Consider the following 12,689-nt stretch of genomic DNA (forward strand, 5'->3'; position numbering starts at 1 on the left):
CGTGTTGAGCGCTTCGAGCATCACGGGAACGACAAGACGACGATTCATCACCACCCTGGCGGTCGCCGCGACGGCGGTGCCCGTCACGGCGGCGTGTGGCAGCGCGGCGGGGAGCGCGGGACACACCCGCACCCTGCGCTACCAGGGCTGGACCGGCCAGGTCACCTTGCCCGAGCTCGCCGCCGACCTGGGGTACCTCGGCGACGTCCGGCTGAAGTGGATCGGCAACACCATCAGCGGGCCGCAGGACGTCCAGTCCGCCGCGACCGGCCAGGTCGACTTCGGCGGCGCCTTCAACGGCGCGGTGATCAAACTCCAGGCGGCGGGCGCGCCGATCACGTCCGTCATCGGCTACTACGGCACCGACAAGAAGTACTACAACGGCTTCTTCGTCCTGAACGGCAGCCCGATCAAGGGCCCGCGCGACCTGATCGGCAAGAAGATCGGGATGAACACGCTGGGCGGCCACTCCCAGGCCGTCCTGGACCTCTACCTGCGGCGCAACGGGCTGTCCACGGCCGACATCGAGAAGGTCGAGGCGCTCGCCGTGCCGCCGGTCACCACGGAGCAGTCGCTGCGGCAGGGGCAGATCGACGTCGCCGCGCTGAGCGGCATCTTCCAGGACAAGGCGATCGCCGCGGGCGGAATCCGCCCGGTCTTCAAGGACTACGACTTCCTCGGCGCCTTCACGGCCGGGTCCTACGTCTTCCGCGACGACTTCATCAAGCGGAACCCCGGCACCGTCCGGGCCTTCACCGCCGGGATCGCCAAGACGATCGAGTGGACGCGGACCACGCCGCGCGCCGAGGTCGTCGCCCGCATGACGAAGATCCTCAAGGCGCGGGGCCGCAACGAGAACGCCGACGCGCTGCAGTACTGGAAGTCGGCGGGCGTCGCCGAGAAGGGCGGCGTGCTGACCGACCGGGAGTTCGACACCTGGCGGACCTGGCTGGAGCAGGTCGGCCAGATCCCCAAGGGCAAGGTCAAGGTCTCCGACCTTTACACGAACGAGTACAACCCCTACGCGTCCGGGGGAGGCCGGTGATGAGCGCGAAGATCAGTGTCACGGGGGTCGGCAAGACCTTCCCCGTGCGGGGCGGCGGTGAGTTCACCGCGCTCCAGGACGTCGGCCTGGACGTCGCGGAGGGCGAGTTCCTCGTCGTGGTCGGGCCGTCAGGTTGCGGCAAGTCCACTCTGCTGGACCTGATCGGCGGGCTGACACGCCCCACGAGCGGCCGTGTCCTCATCGACGGGGCCGAGGTGACCGGGCCCGCGCTCGACCGGGGCATCGTGTTCCAGCAGTACGCGCTGTTCCCTTGGCGGACGGCGCTGCGCAACGTCGAGTTCGGCCTGGAGGCCAAGGGGCTCGGCCGGCGGGAACGCGTGGAGACCGCCCGCCACCACCTGGACCTCGTCGGCCTGTCCGGGTTCGAGGACCGCTACCCGCACGAGCTGTCCGGCGGGATGAAGCAGCGGGTCGCGATCGCCCGCAGCCTCGCCTACGACCCGGACGTCCTGCTCATGGACGAGCCGTTCGCCGCGCTCGACGCGCAGACCCGCGAGTCGCTCCAGGAGGAGCTCCTGCGGATCTGGGCGCGCACGCGCAAGACCGTCGTGTTCATCACCCACGGGATAGACGAGGCCGTCTACCTGGGCGGACGCGTGGCGGTGCTGACGCCGCGGCCCGGCCGGGTCAAGGAGATCGTCGACATCGACCTCGGCTCCCGCGACGAGCGCGAGGACGTCCGCTCCAGTCCCGAGTTCGCGGCGCACCGGCACCAGGTGTGGTCGCTGCTGCACAAGGAGGCGGTCCACGTTGGCTAGCACCACGCAGGCCCCGGCGCAGGTCGCGACAGCCGCCCGGCGGGCACCGCTCCCGCGTCCGTCCCGGCTCGCCGGGGCGGCGGCCGGGGTGTTCCGCCGGACGATCGCGCTCATCGCGTTCTTCGCCGTCTGGGAACTGGCGCCCCGCGCGGGACTGGTCGACCGGATCTTCCTGCCGCCGGTCTCGGAGGTCGTCCCGGCGCTGTGGGAGCTGGCCCGCGGCGGCGAGCTGTGGAGCGACGCCGAGGCCAGCCTGGTCCGGTCCCTGGCGGGGTTCGGGCTGTCGATCGTCGTCGCGGTGCCGCTCGGCCTGCTGATCGGCTGGTACCGGCCGGTCGCCGAGCTGCTGAACCCGCTGCTGGAGGTGTTCCGCAACACCGCCGCGATTGCGCTGCTGCCGGTCTTCGTGCTGATCCTCGGCATCGGCGAGACGTCCAAGGTCGCGATCGTGCTGTACGCGTGCACCTGGCCGATCCTGCTCAACACGATCACCGCCGTCCGCACCGTGGACCCGACGCTGGTCAAGTCCGCGCGGTCGCTCGGGCTGCCCGCACCGCGCATCTTCCAGAAGGTGATCCTGCCCGCCGCGGTGCCGTCGATCTTCACCGGCGTCCGGCTGGCCGGCGCGACCGCGGTGCTGGTGATGATCGTCGCGGAGATGGTCGGCGCGAAGGAGGGGCTCGGGTTCCTGATCAACTCGTCCCAGCAGAACTTCGCGATCGCCGACATGTACGCCGGGATCGTGGCGATCTCCGCTCTCGGGCTCGTGTTCAACTACGCGCTCGTCCTGCTGGAACGCCGCTTCACCCGGTGGCGGGCGGCCCCCGACCGCTGACGGGACGGCTGACCCGGTCGCCGGCCCGGACGGCTGACCCGGTCGCCGGCCCGGACGGCTGACCCGGTCGCCGGCCCGGACGGCTCAGCCCTCCTCGTCGATGTGGGCGAGCTTGTCCGGGTTGGTGACGGCGTAGACGCCCCGGACGCGGTCGCCGTCCGGGGCGAGGTCGAGGACCATGACGGCGAACGGCGCGTCCTCGTCGAACAGCACCGCGGACGGGTCGCCGTTGACGGTCCGGTAGCGGATGTCCAGCGCCTTGGGGCTGTGGCGGGCGGTCGTGGCCACGATGACGCGGGCGACCTTGTCCCGGCCTTCGATGGGACGCAGAGCCGCCTTGCCCCGGCCCTTTCCGCCGCCGTCCGTCCACAGCGTCACCTCCGGGGCGAGGATGTCCAGCAGCGACTCCATGTCGCCTCCCAGGGCGGCCTTGAGGAAGCGCTCCGTCGCCTCCCGCTGCACCTTGGGGTCGGCCTGGTAGCGGGGGCGGCGGGCGTGCACGTGCTCCCGGGCGCGGTGCGCGAGCTGCCTGACGGCGGACGGGCTGCGGTCCAGGATCGGCGCGATCTCGGTGTGCGCGTAGCCGAACACCTCGTGCAGCACGAAAACGGCCCGCTCCAGCGGCGTCAGAGTCTCCATGACGACGAGGAGCGCCATCGACACCGCCTCCGAGCGTTCGGCGGTGTCGCCTTCGTCGCCGTCCGACACCAGCGGCTCGGGCAGCCACGGCCCCACATAGGTCTCGCGGCGGCGGCTGATCGCGGCCTGCCGTGAGAGCGCGGTGTTGACGGCGATCCGGACCAGGTAGGCGCGCGGATTCTCGATTCCGCCGCCGCCGCTGCGGGACGCCCACGCCAGCCATGTGTCCTGCAGGACGTCCTCGGTGTCGGCGACGCTTCCCAGCATGTTGTAGACGACCGAGAACAGCAGCTCCCGGTGACCGGCGAACACCCTGGTCGCCGTGTCGTCGGTGGTGCCTTCGGGCATGGCTCGACCTCCTGTGCGCTCACCCCCTCAGAGGGCCGCCGACATCCCGAGTGTGACATCGGTGGCGGAAATGTGATGTGGGCCTCATCTGCACGCAACGGCGTCACACTCGCGGGTTCCGATTCGCTCATTGGTCGCGAAACAGCTCCGACAGGGGGACTGAAATGAGCGACCAAGGGCGCGACCGCGTCGACGTGACGTTCATGTACGCCGTCCACGACGCGTTCCAGCGCGACCTCGACCGCCTCACGGCGATGGCGGAGGCCGGAGACGCCTCCGGACCGGCGGTCGGGGCCGGATGGGACCGGTTCAAGCGGTTCCTGCACATCCACCACACCGCAGAGGACACGCACCTGTGGCCCGTCCTGCGGGCCAAGGCGGCGGATCCGGCCGTCCTGGACCGGATGCAGGCCGAGCACGACCGGCTGGACGAACTGCTCGACATCGTCGGCGCGGCCGTCGCCGCCGGCTCCGCCGCCCGGCTGGCGGACGGCGCGGCACGGCTCGCCGAGGAGCTCGGCGCGCACTGCGAGCACGAGGAGGAACTGGCGCTGCCGCTCGTCCAGGACCTGCTCACCAAGGCCGAATGGGACGCGTTCGGCAACGAGCAGCGCCGGAGGCTCGGCGTCAGCGGTGCCGCCGCGTTCTTCCCCTGGCTGCTGGACGGCGCGGAGGAGGCCACCCGGCGCAAGGTGCTCGGTGTCGTCCCGCCGCCCGTCCGGCTCCTCTACCGCGCGGTGTGGCGGCCCCGCTACCTGCGCGCTCCCCGCTGGCAGGCGCCCGCGGGCGCCCACTGACCGGAGGTCCTCCCATGACGAACCCTCAACGATCGTTCCTCGCGACCGGACGCGGCAAGATCACCTTGACGCTGCTGTGCGCCATCGCGTTCCTGGACTTCATCGACGCCTCGATCGTCAACGTGGCGCTGCCCGCGATCCGCTCGGACCTGGACTTCACCGTCCAGGACCTGCAGTGGGTGCCGTCCGGCTACCTGCTCACCTACGGCGGGTTCATGCTGCTCGGCGGCCGGCTCGCCGACCTGCTCGGGCGCCGCCGCGTCGTGGTCGCGGGGACGGTGGTCTTCTCGCTGTCCTCGGTCGTCGGCGGCCTCGCCACCACGTCCGGGATGCTGATCGGCGCGCGGCTCGTCCAGGGCGCCGGGGCCGCGCTGATGCTGCCGGGCACGCTGTCGATCCTCACCACCATGTTCAAGGAGGGCGGCGACCGCAACAAGGCGCTCGGCGTCTGGGGCGGCGTCGCGGGCGGCGCCTCAGCCGCCGGGGTGCTGCTCGGCGGGCTGCTCACCGACGGGCCCGGCTGGCGCTGGGTGATGCTCGTGAACGTCCCGGTCTGCGTCCTCGTGATCGCCGGGCTGTTCCTGCTCGTCGAGGGCGACCGGCGCAGCGCCCGGCTCGCGAACTTCGACGTTCTCGGCACGGTCCTCGTCACCGGCGGGATGCTGCTGCTCGTGTTCACCCTGGTCAAGGCGCCGGAGGTCGGCTGGGACGCGGGACGGACGATCGGCGGCCTCGCCGGCGCCCTGGTCCTGCTGCTGGCGTTCCTGGTCAACGAGCAGCGCGGCCGCAACCCGCTGCTGCCGCTGTCGATCTTCCGGATCCGGGGGCTGGCCGCGGCGGACGTCACCCAGCTCGTCGCCGTCGCGGGCATCGGCTCGATGTTCTTCTTCCTCAGCCTCTACATGGAGAACGTCCTCCACTACTCGCCGATGAAGACCGGGTCGGCCTACCTGCCGCTGTGCTTCGGCGTCGCGATCGCCGCCGGCGTCTCGTCCCAGCTGCTCACCAGGGTCGGGACGCGCCCGGTCATGGTCGTGGGGCTGCTCATGTCGGCCGGGGGCGTCTACTGGCTGTCGCGCATCCCGGTGGACGGTGCGTACCTGACCGACCTGCTGCCCGGACTGATGATCGCGTCACTGGGGCTCGGCGCCGCGTTCGTGTCCGTCACCACCGCCGCCAACGCCAACGTCCCGCCGGACAAGGCGGGGCTCGCCGCGGCGCTGCTCAACGCCTCGCAGCAGCTCGGCGGCGCGCTCGGGCTCGCGATCTTCTCCGCGGTCGCCACGTCCCGCACCGACGGCCTGCTCGCGGCCCGGACGCCGGTTCCGGAGGCGCTCACCTCCGGGTTCTCCAGGGCTCTGCTCGCATGCAGCATCTTCCTGGCCGGCGCCGCGGTGGTCGCGCTCCGCGCCGCCAACAGCCATGGCGAGGCGTCCTCGGCGGAGGGAGTGGAGGCGGAGGCCGAGCCCGTCCCGGTCAAGTAGGGGACATGCTCGCGGCGCCCGGGGTGCGGATGAGGAACGTCCCCAGCAGGACGACCAGTCCGGACGCCGCGAGCACGAACTGGCCCGGGGCCATGCCGAGCGGGGAAGCGCCGGCCTCCTTCAGGAGGTCGGCCGCGGCTCCCGACAGCAGCGCGGCGAGCGCCAGCCCGAACCGCAGGACGGCGTGGAACGCGGTGAGGGCCAGGTTCCGCTGGACACCGCCGAGCGCCTCCTGGAGATAGGTGATCCCGCCCACCAGGGCGCTGGTCGCGGCCGCGCCGAACACCACCGCCCCGACGAACGACCAGATCGTGGAGCCCAGCCCGGCCATCAGGGCGATCACCGTGCCCTGCGCGGCCGTCCCGAGCCGGATCTGCGTCATCAGGCTCCCTGCCTTGCGGTGGATGAGCAGCAGGCCCGCGAGCGCGCCCACCCCGAACAGCACCACCAGCACCCCGAACCCGACGGCGCCCGCGTCCAGGACGTTCTTCACGAACACCACGCCCAGCGAGAACAGCGCGCCGAGCCCGAGCGCGACGACCGCGATGCCCGGCAGGACGGCGCGCACCACCGGGAGCCGCAGCGCCGAGAGGAAGCCGGCGTGCAGCGGGTCCCGCTCGGTGCGCTCCATCTCCCGCTTCTCCGCGGGGCCCGGCCCGAGATCGGGGATTCCCTTCACCGCGAGGTAGGAGATCAGGTACGTCAGGGCGTCCAGCCAGAAGACGACGAAGTACCGCCAGTGCCCCTCCCACCCCGCCTGCCCCGACACCCACTCGATCAGCCCGAACGCCCCCGCGCCGATGGGGATCATCCCGTACGAGGTGGCCATCGTGATGCCGTTGGCGAGCTCCAGCGTGCGGGTGTCGTGCCGGTTCTCCTCGTCCTCGATGAGGAACGGGATGGAGGCGTCCCTGGCCGGCAGGAACATCAGCCCCACCACCTCGATCAGGAACGCCCAGAAGTACACCCACCACAGCCACGGCACGACCGGCAGCGCCAGCGCCATGCCGGCCCGGATCAGGTCCGACCAGAGCATCACGCTGCGCCGCCGCCACCGGGTCACCACCCGCGCCGCGATCGGCGCCCCCAGCGCGGACGGGAGCAGCCGCAGCACCAGCACACCGCCGACCGCCGTCGTGGAGCCGCTCAGCTCCAGGACGAAGTACATCAGCGCGAGGGTGCCCATCCAGTCGCCGAACGAGGACACGGTCTGGCCGACGATGAGCCGCCGGAAGTCGGGCCGGTTCAGCTGCTCCCTGAGTCCCATGCGGGCTCCATCCCCGGGGTGTCGGGCAGCGGCGCGGCGAGGGCGGAGTCGTTCAGCAGGGCGGCGAGCCGGGCCGCGGCGGCGTCCCAGCTCCAGTGCGCGCACGTCCACCGCCGTCCGGCGGCGCCCATCGCGGCGCGCCGGCCGGGGGAGGCGAGCAGCCGGTGCAGGGTCAGGGACAGCTCGTCGGAGTGGGCGGCGTCGACGAGGACGCCCGTCCGCCCGTCGATCAGGGACTCGGGGCTGCCGCCGGACCGGCCGACCACGACCGGCAGCCCGGCCGCGGACGCCTCCAGCACCGACAGGCCGAGCCCCTCGGTCTGCAGCCCGCGCCGGTCGTCGCGGCACGGCAGCGCGAACACGTCGGCGGCGGCGTAGTAGCGCGGCAGGTCGGCGGCGGAGACGTGCCCGGTCAGCGTGACCGTCCCGGGTGTGTCCCGGTCCGCCAGCTCGGTGAGCCGACGCCGCATCGGGCCGTCCCCGACGATGACGAGGCGCGCGTCCGGGCGGCGCCGCACCACGTCGGCCCACGCGCGGATCAGCATGTCGTGGCCCTTGCGGCGGACGAGCCGGGCGACGCTGAGCACGACCGGCCCGCCGCCGAGGCCGTGCCGGCGGCGGACCGCCGAACCGTCAAGGCCGGGGCGGAACCGCACGGTGTCCACGGCGCCGGCGAGCCGGACCAGCCGCGTCCGGTCCCCGACGGCGTTCGCCAGCTCCGGCAGCGTCGTCGCGCTGAGATGGGTGAGGACGTCGAACGACCGTGCCGCCACCCGCAGCGCCGCCCGGGTCGGCGGCGCCCGGAACCAGCCGAGCTCCTGACCGTGCGCCGACCCGACCAGCCACCGCACCCCGGCGGCGCGCACCAGCGGCGCGTACATCCCGAACGGCGCGGCCGCGGTGATCCACCCCGCCTCGACACGGTGCCGGACGATGAGCCGCCGCAGCCCGCGGAACAGCAGGTAACCGTGCCGCCGCACGACGGGGAACCCCAGCCCCGCGTCGTACTCCGCACTCCCGGCCCGCGCGGGCGCCACGACCAGCAGCCGGTCGGCGGGCAGCCGCCGCACGAGCTCCCACGTGAACGTCTGCACACCGCCGGGCTCGGGTGGAAAGTGCCCGGTCAGCACCAAGGTCCGTGGGATCTCCATGCGTCACGAACTTCCCGCACAGCCGTAGACCAACCACCCTGATCAGGAGCGACGCCCGCGCGCTGCCGTTCGAGACACCGCTGTGGCCGCACCGTCGTGGACGGTGCGGCCACAGGGGATGAATCGGGTGCGCTCAGCCGCAGGCTATCGGCCCGAAGTCATACGAGCCTGCCCAGTCTTCCCAGCCCCAGACATCGATGCAGGTGTCGCGGGCGGACACGTAGACCGGTCCCGCGTAGTACCTGTAAGGTCCGTTCACGTCGTAAGACGTGTCCCCGTAGCGCAGCTCCCGCAGTTTGACGCTGACGTCGGACAATTTGCCGTAGCTGTTGTTCGTCGTGGACTTTTGCGTGAAGGCGCAGTTCTTGCCATTGCTGGGGTTGTAACCGATCTTCACGTATGCGACGGTTCCCCAGCCGTCCGCGCTCTTGTCATAGCCTGAAAGTGCGATGCTTCGCACTTCCCTGTAGCTGCTGCCGCAGACACCGGGCACAGAGTAGGCCGCGGCGGCGTTGGCTGGACTCATGAGGGACAGGGTTCCGACAGTGGTGACGGTGAGTGCTGTAAATGACAGCACGGTTCGGCGCAGAGCCGTGTTCATGCGTGCCCCCCAGGGCTTTTCTCCACGCGCGGACAGGAGATTCGTCCGCGCGCTGGCTTCCGCCATCTGGGGAAACTGTACCGAATATGATCAAGAGATCAACATCACGAGTCGGCAACGAAAGTGATTGCGCTTAACGGCTCGTCGGCCGGTGCTTACCTACTTTGATTGGTGTTCTCTCTGAGTTCACCTGGCCCACAATTGGTAGCATTGAGGTAGATCACCGTCGCGTATAGTGACCGTGATCTGGGTTGGCCGTACGGAATTCCCGAACACCCGTAGACCAATCCTTCCCAGTGAGCCGCACGGTCCCGCGCGCCCGAACGCACGAGCCGGCCTGCTCGACCGACCGCCGGGGCTCTCCGGGCCCAGGTGAAGGCAGCGCCTGCGGAGAAGGCGGGAGCGCGGCACGAGTGTGCCGCGCTCCCAGGTGCTGGCGCCTCCCCGTCAGAGGTTCAGCAGGGCGGCACCGAGCGCCCCGTTGGGGCACTTCTCTTCCAGAATGATCCGGGCCAGTCGCGCCAGCCCGATGGCGGACTCACCCCCCGTCTCCAGCAGATCGTGGAGGTTGTGCCGCCGGTCTTCCGGCAGGTTGAGCTCGTAGAACTCCCGCCACGTCTCGACGAGGTGCGAGTACAGCGCGTCCTCCGGTTCAGCGGCGGCGAGCGACTGCAGCCTCGTCCAGATGGACGGAAGAATGCGTCGTACCTCCTTGACGGCACGGTCCGGCTTCTGCGAGCCGGCGGCCTCTGTGAGGTACTTGATGAGCAGCCCAGCCAGGACGACCTCTCCCGGCTGGACGGTTGGGGCTTGCGCCGCCGCCATCCAAGCCGCTTCTTGCGACTGGTGACGCTGGCGGTCGGAGTCGGCGAACTGGCGACCCTTCCGGCTCGACCTCGGCGTGCGGCCTCGCTCCGGGCGAGGGGTTTGCGTGGCGGAGCCTTCCCGCTCCAGGCGACGACGACGGATCGCTGCGACATCGGTCGGAGTAACGTTTTCAGCCATGGGTTGTTCCCTCCCTGTGGGCAGGTGAAGCGCCTAGCGACATCTGTCCCGTACAGTCCACGATGCGGAACAGCTGTCAAGAGCCACTCGCTCCACTCCGGCCGGAAACCGCTGATCAGCCAAACGTGCAATTCCCGTCCGACAAGCCGCCCGCGGCTCCCGCCCGACAACCCCGGTTCCTCCGGCAGCCGTCCCGCATAGAGAGCGCCTTTACGCCGGGTCCGCTGGAGGGTCTTCTTCTGGTGGGTCAGCGGACGATGATGGCGGTCTCTGTGGCGTCCTTGTCGGGGGTCCAGCCGTCGTGGCCGGCTTCGGCTTGCCAGCGTTTGCCCGCGTAGCGGACCTCGGTCAGGCCGTAGGCCTGGGCGTGCGTCACGGCCCAGGTCGCGACCGCCCAGCCCGCTCGCGGGTTCGTCGCCTTGATCGCGTTCCAGGAGTCCGCGCGGGACGGGGCGCCCGCCTTGAGGGGGCCCGGGCCGCCGACCTTCAGGCGGCTGCCGAAAGCGCGGCGCATCTCGCGGAGCGCCTCCGGGCGGCGGGACGTCGTCTTCTCGTCGGGCGGGTACCAGCAGCGGGCGGTGGCGGGCTCGCGGCCGGTGAACGCCGTCGCGAGGAGCTTGCCGTCCGGCTCGTGCTGGGCGTAGGCGTCGCCGTCCGCGCTGCGCTGCACCAGCTGCGCCGCGTCGTGCAGGTCGCGGTCGAGGTAGTCCTTGATCCTCACCAGGGCGTCGAAGAACTTGCTGGTGGCCTGGACGGGGTCGCGGAGCTTGTCCGGCGTGCCCCAGCCCTGCGACGGGCGCTGCTGGAACATGCCGACCGAGTCGCGGTCGCCGCCCGGCAGGTTGTGGATGTGCGACTCCTGGATCGCCGTCGCGTAGGCGATCACCGAGGCCCGCTCGGGCAGCTGCTTGCGGAACGCGACCGCGGCGATCGTCGCGGCGTTCGCACCCTGCTCCAGGTCGAGCGGCATCGTGCCGAGGCTCGTCCGCACCTCGCAGCCGGATCCGTGCAGATACGGCCGCGCCCTGTCGAAGGCCACGTAGGCGCCGACGCCCGCCAGCAGGGCCACGACGAACACGCCCACCGCCCAGCGGCGGCCGCGGCGGCGCCCGCCGCCGTCCGTCCCCTCCTCGGGACGGGGCTTCAACCTCGACCAAACAGCCACGCGAAGAAGGTACCGGGAGATGGGCCCTACTAAGCTCAGGAGCCATGACCGACACGTTCACCAGCCCGATCTCCGGCGGCATCGACGAGCTGTGGGAGCGGCGCGCCGACCTGACACCGGACGACGCCGACGCGCGCGCCGCCATCGTGGCCGCCGTCGACCAGATCGACGCCGGCGAGGCCCGCGTCGCCCGCATCGACCCCGACTCCGACGAGGTGCTCGTCGACGAGCGGGCCAAGCGGGCCATCCTGCTGAGCTTCAAGGTCCTCGGCATGGCGCGCTCCCAGGTGGGCGACTTCCGGTACCACGACCGCATCCCGCTGAAGAGCCGGCTGGACGGAGTCCGCGTCGTCCCCGGCGCCATCGCCCGCTGGGGCGCCTACCTCGCGCCCGGCGTGGTCCTGATGCCGTCCTTCACCAACATCGGCGCCTACGTCGACTCCGGCACCATGGTCGACACGTGGGCCACCGTGGGGTCGTGCGCGCAGATCGGCAAGAACGTCCACCTGTCCGGCGGCGTCGGCATCGGCGGCGTGCTGGAGCCGCCGAACGCCAAGCCCGTGATCGTCGAGGACGAGGCGATGATCGGCAGCCGCTCGATGATCGTCGAGGGTGCCCGGGTCGGCCGCGGCGCCGTCGTCGGGTCAGGGACGAACCTGTCCGCCTCCATGCCCGTCATCGACGTCGAGACCGGCGAGGAGATCAGCCGCGGCCGCATCCCCGACTGGTGCGTCGCCGTCGGCGGCACCCGCTACAAGGAGTTCAAGGGCGGCACGTTCGGCCTGCCGGCGGTGCTGATCCTCAAGCGCCTGGAGGAGGGCCGGCGGCACGACAAGGCGTCCCTGAACGACATCCTCCGCGACCACGGCATCAACACCTGAGCTCGGTGATCTTCAGGGGGCGGGCGGTGAGGACGGCGACCGCGGCGGCGTAGCCGGGGCCCGGGTCCAGGTCGGCGAGGCGGACGGGGGAGACCGCCGCCTCGCCCTCCCAGGCGACCACCTCCGGCGGGTCGTCGGGGGAGGAGACGTGGATGGACGTCATGGGGGCGGCCAGTCCGTGGCCCGTCGCCTTCAGAAGGGCCTCCTTGCGGCTCCAGTAGATGTGGAAGCCGCGTTTGCGGTCGGCCATGGCGGCGAGGGCCTCGCGCTCGGGGGCGGTCAGCACCATCTCGGCGAGGCGGTCGATTTCGCGGTCGCTGCGGCGTTCCACGTCGACGCCGACCTCGGCGCCCTCGACGAGGACGAGAACGACGCGGTCGCCCGAGTGGGAGAGCGAGAAGTCCAGGTCGCTGCCCGGAAGGCGGGGCTTGCCGTGCGTGCCGCCGCAGTGCGGGCAGTCGGTGGTGAACCGGATGCCCTGCGGGCGCAGGCCGGCGGCGTCGGCCAGAACGGTGCGGGCCAGGTGGCGGCCGGTGACGAAGCGGGCCTTGTCCTCGGGCCGCATGAAGCGGTCGTAGCGCTCGCGTTCCCGGTCGTCCAGAAGCGCGCGCATCTCGGGCTCGTCCGCGGGACGCGCCCAGTGGACGGCGCACTCCAGCACAGGCATCTCCACGAACGCGATGATAGGACTT

The 12,689-nt window shown here is 71.4% G+C and carries 13 protein-coding genes; 6 read left to right on the plus strand and 7 right to left on the minus strand.

Translation table 11 applies throughout. The annotated features are described in order from the left end of the window. Positions 1-4: 4 nt before the first annotated feature. Genes ACQPXG_RS10625 through ACQPXG_RS10635 form a run of 3 tightly spaced genes read left to right on the plus strand, consistent with a single transcriptional unit; the run spans position 5 to position 2,659 of the window. Positions 5-1,045, plus strand: coding sequence for an ABC transporter substrate-binding protein (locus ACQPXG_RS10625; RefSeq protein WP_433467469.1), 1,041 nt, complete (start codon positions 5-7; stop codon positions 1,043-1,045). After that, on the plus strand, positions 1,045-1,824 hold the full coding sequence (locus ACQPXG_RS10630; protein ID WP_433467470.1) for an ABC transporter ATP-binding protein: 780 nt from the start codon (positions 1,045-1,047) through the stop codon (positions 1,822-1,824). Before ACQPXG_RS10625 ends, ACQPXG_RS10630 begins: the two co-directional genes overlap by 1 nt. Then, positions 1,817-2,659 carry an ABC transporter permease gene (locus ACQPXG_RS10635; RefSeq protein WP_433467471.1) on the plus strand — a complete coding sequence of 281 codons (843 nt, stop codon included), beginning with the start codon at positions 1,817-1,819 and terminating at the stop codon, positions 2,657-2,659. Before ACQPXG_RS10630 ends, ACQPXG_RS10635 begins: the two co-directional genes overlap by 8 nt. An 84-nt stretch (positions 2,660-2,743) precedes the next feature. Here ACQPXG_RS10635 and sigJ read toward each other — a convergent pair whose 3' ends face one another. After that, complete coding sequence (gene sigJ / locus ACQPXG_RS10640) at positions 2,744-3,646, minus strand: RNA polymerase sigma factor SigJ (protein ID WP_433467472.1); 903 nt, start codon at positions 3,644-3,646, stop codon at positions 2,744-2,746. 164 nt (positions 3,647-3,810) lie between these two features. Here sigJ and ACQPXG_RS10645 point away from each other — a divergent pair, with 164 nt between their 5' ends. Both ACQPXG_RS10645 and ACQPXG_RS10650 read left to right on the plus strand, forming a co-directional pair. Then, positions 3,811-4,443: a hemerythrin domain-containing protein gene (locus ACQPXG_RS10645; RefSeq protein ID WP_433467473.1), complete on the plus strand. Its 633-nt coding sequence runs from the start codon at positions 3,811-3,813 to the stop codon at positions 4,441-4,443. Positions 4,444-4,457: 14 nt separating this feature from the next. After that, complete coding sequence (locus ACQPXG_RS10650) at positions 4,458-5,927, plus strand: MFS transporter (protein WP_433467474.1); 1,470 nt, start codon at positions 4,458-4,460, stop codon at positions 5,925-5,927. Here ACQPXG_RS10650 and ACQPXG_RS10655 read toward each other — a convergent pair. The 5 genes from ACQPXG_RS10655 to ACQPXG_RS10675 all read right to left on the minus strand — a co-directional run bounded on the left by ACQPXG_RS10655 (position 5,920) and on the right by ACQPXG_RS10675 (position 11,116). Continuing rightward, the gene (locus tag ACQPXG_RS10655) at positions 5,920-7,194 is read right to left on the minus strand and encodes an MFS transporter (protein ID WP_433467475.1); all 1,275 of its coding nucleotides are present in this window, start codon (positions 7,192-7,194) and stop codon (positions 5,920-5,922) included. The genes ACQPXG_RS10650 and ACQPXG_RS10655 overlap by 8 nt on opposite strands. Continuing rightward, on the minus strand, positions 7,173-8,345 hold the full coding sequence (locus ACQPXG_RS10660; RefSeq protein WP_433467476.1) for a glycosyltransferase family 4 protein: 1,173 nt from the start codon (positions 8,343-8,345) through the stop codon (positions 7,173-7,175). The genes ACQPXG_RS10655 and ACQPXG_RS10660 overlap by 22 nt, the downstream gene beginning before the upstream one ends. A gap of 133 nt (positions 8,346-8,478) precedes the next feature. Then, a complete protein-coding gene (locus tag ACQPXG_RS10665) occupies positions 8,479-9,012 on the minus strand; it encodes a hypothetical protein (protein WP_433467477.1) in 534 nt (177 codons plus the stop codon). A gap of 381 nt (positions 9,013-9,393) precedes the next feature. Continuing rightward, positions 9,394-9,771, minus strand: coding sequence for a hypothetical protein (locus tag ACQPXG_RS10670; RefSeq protein ID WP_433467478.1), 378 nt, complete (start codon positions 9,769-9,771; stop codon positions 9,394-9,396). Between the two features lie 427 nt (positions 9,772-10,198). After that, entirely contained in the window at positions 10,199-11,116 is a 918-nt protein-coding gene (locus ACQPXG_RS10675) for a hypothetical protein (RefSeq protein WP_433467479.1), read from the minus strand. Positions 11,117-11,160: 44 nt separating this feature from the next. Here ACQPXG_RS10675 and ACQPXG_RS10680 point away from each other — a divergent pair, with 44 nt between their 5' ends. Beyond that, positions 11,161-11,997 (plus strand): 2,3,4,5-tetrahydropyridine-2,6-dicarboxylate N-succinyltransferase, encoded by an 837-nt coding sequence (locus ACQPXG_RS10680; protein ID WP_433467480.1) that lies wholly within the window; start codon positions 11,161-11,163, stop codon positions 11,995-11,997. Here ACQPXG_RS10680 and ACQPXG_RS10685 read toward each other — a convergent pair. Then, positions 11,987-12,664, minus strand: a complete 678-nt coding sequence (locus ACQPXG_RS10685; protein WP_433469939.1) for a 4'-phosphopantetheinyl transferase family protein — start codon at positions 12,662-12,664, stop codon at positions 11,987-11,989. The two genes, ACQPXG_RS10680 and ACQPXG_RS10685, sit on opposite strands and share 11 nt — an antisense overlap. Between the last annotated feature and the right edge of the window lie 25 nt (positions 12,665-12,689).

The organism is Spirillospora sp. CA-128828 (assembly GCF_050945415.1).
Lineage (GTDB): Bacteria > Actinomycetota > Actinomycetes > Streptosporangiales > Streptosporangiaceae > Spirillospora.

What these genes read in the sequence shown, in the direction of transcription:
- ACQPXG_RS10685 (WP_433469939.1), bottom strand. Translation starts at nt 12,664, where the DNA reads ATGCCTGTGCTGGAGTGCGCCGTCCACTGGGCGCGTCCCGCGGACGAG.
- ACQPXG_RS10680 (WP_433467480.1), top strand. Translation starts at nt 11,161, where the DNA reads ATGACCGACACGTTCACCAGCCCGATCTCCGGCGGCATCGACGAGCTG.
- ACQPXG_RS10650 (WP_433467474.1), top strand. Translation starts at nt 4,458, where the DNA reads ATGACGAACCCTCAACGATCGTTCCTCGCGACCGGACGCGGCAAGATC.
- ACQPXG_RS10670 (WP_433467478.1), bottom strand. Translation starts at nt 9,771, where the DNA reads ATGGCGGCGGCGCAAGCCCCAACCGTCCAGCCGGGAGAGGTCGTCCTG.
- ACQPXG_RS10645 (WP_433467473.1), top strand. Translation starts at nt 3,811, where the DNA reads ATGAGCGACCAAGGGCGCGACCGCGTCGACGTGACGTTCATGTACGCC.
- ACQPXG_RS10630 (WP_433467470.1), top strand. Translation starts at nt 1,045, where the DNA reads ATGAGCGCGAAGATCAGTGTCACGGGGGTCGGCAAGACCTTCCCCGTG.
- ACQPXG_RS10665 (WP_433467477.1), bottom strand. Translation starts at nt 9,012, where the DNA reads ATGGCGGAAGCCAGCGCGCGGACGAATCTCCTGTCCGCGCGTGGAGAA.
- ACQPXG_RS10660 (WP_433467476.1), bottom strand. Translation starts at nt 8,345, where the DNA reads ATGGAGATCCCACGGACCTTGGTGCTGACCGGGCACTTTCCACCCGAG.
- ACQPXG_RS10655 (WP_433467475.1), bottom strand. Translation starts at nt 7,194, where the DNA reads ATGGGACTCAGGGAGCAGCTGAACCGGCCCGACTTCCGGCGGCTCATC.
- sigJ (WP_433467472.1), bottom strand. Translation starts at nt 3,646, where the DNA reads ATGCCCGAAGGCACCACCGACGACACGGCGACCAGGGTGTTCGCCGGT.